The sequence below is a fragment of the Variovorax multivorans genome (genome assembly GCF_051216835.1).
Lineage (GTDB): Bacteria > Pseudomonadota > Gammaproteobacteria > Burkholderiales > Burkholderiaceae_C > Variovorax.
This window is the reverse complement of sequence record NZ_JBPJZL010000052.1, coordinates 1-1,547: the sequence shown is the minus strand read 5'-3', so window position 1 is coordinate 1,547 and position 1,547 is coordinate 1. Positions and strand designations below refer to the sequence as shown.

1 protein-coding gene is annotated in these 1,547 nt (G+C 60.1%); it reads right to left on the bottom strand.

Annotation, left to right across the window (positions count from 1 at the left end; all coding sequences use genetic code 11):
* Window positions 1-3: 3 nt before the first annotated feature.
* Window positions 4-1,458: an IS4 family transposase gene (locus ACSFCA_RS36520; RefSeq protein WP_435463000.1), complete on the bottom strand. Its 1,455-nt coding sequence runs from the start codon at window positions 1,456-1,458 to the stop codon at window positions 4-6.
* Between the last annotated feature and the right edge of the window lie 89 nt (window positions 1,459-1,547).

Here is a 1,547-nt window from a genome sequence, read left to right as displayed (position 1 = left end):
CTTTCAATTACCCACAACTTTCGCCCCGAGTTGCATCCCGAGGACGATGTCAGTTAGACGTGTGAGCCCGCGCCACATGACGATGTTGCCGGGCGGAGGGTCGCCTTTGCGCGCGAGGTAGCCACCGAGCTTGGCTAACTCGATGGTGTAGTGCGACAGCGTCCGAGGCAAGAACTCCGGGACAGTCGACGTCGGTGACAGCTGATCCAGCACCGCGATCTCGACGTCGGTGAACGCTTCGCTCGGACTGGTGTCCGGATCGGCGCGGTTGAGCATCGTCAACCAGAAGATGCGCCAACTCAGGATGCAGTAGATCGCGATCAGATTGGTCAGGCGGTCGGCTGTTCGCAGTCGGGAGTCCTCGGCTCGGCAACCCGACTTCAGGATTTTGTGGAAGGTCTCGATCTTCCAGCGCATGGCGTACCAGTCGATTTTCTCGATGGCCTCGGCCTTGGAATACACCGGCAGGTTTGTGATGAGCTTCCACTGCAGCGGGGCACGACCGGCTGGCGCTTCACGCTCTTGCGCATGGAGTACCGTTAACTCAAGCGGTGGATACAGCTTCTGCTTGCCGATGGGCGGAAGCACTCCAATGCGCCGGTATCGGATCTCCAGGGTGGCTTGACAAGGCTGACCCCGCTCGTCGCGGAACTCGACGCGATGCAAACTCCGCACGCGAACATCGGCCATTTCGTCAGCGATCGTGTGACCGCCATCGCCAGCCAGCCGGTCGACGCAGGTTCGCACCAGGAAGCGAGTTCCGAGCTCATCGGCCAGGCAGAACAACTCGTAGATGTCGCTCTCGCGATCACAAATATGCACGCAGCGCTCGGGCTCGTCGATCAAGGCGTTCGACTGGCGCAGGTTCAGCAGCCACTTGACGCTTTCCTTCTCTTCAATCGGAACACGCGTCGGGTTGATCTTGCGTTTCAGCACGCTGGTGCCTTTGAACTTCTGACGGCTCCAGAACTTGATCGCGCACAGGCCTAGCGGCAGCCCCTGTGCCGTCACGACGAGGCTCGAGTGCATCAAGATGCCGCAGGTAGTGTGCGGTTGGGGACGGCCCGCTTCGTCGCGTCGGCTGTGAGTCACCCCCTTGAAGCCAATCAATTCCGGCTTGTCCCTCTTGTAGGAGAACTCCGTGGTGTCCTGAAGGATGAGCAATGGGCCGCAGCTCGCCTGGGCCCGATCACGCGTGGCCTGGAAGTGCCCAGAAAGAATGGCATGCTCGTCAACATCATCGTTGGACAGAAACCGGTAGGCAGCCTTGGTGTTAGCCCAGTCCTGGCATGCGAACGGAATCGTGCCTCCGATGTTGCCCCCGAGTCTATGAAGCAGGCTGCTCAATCTCTTGCCCAGTCGCGCGTCGCGGAAGTCGCAGCCGGCGACCTCGCCGGCTATCCACGACCCATTGTCGGATGGCTTGCTGGCTCCATCAATCCGCACAAACTTTGTCATCCGTTCCCGTTGGCAGAGTCCTCTCGCGAGGAATAACGGGAATCTCGATCATTCCGTGGACCGCTGAGACGCCAGACTTGTGGGTAATT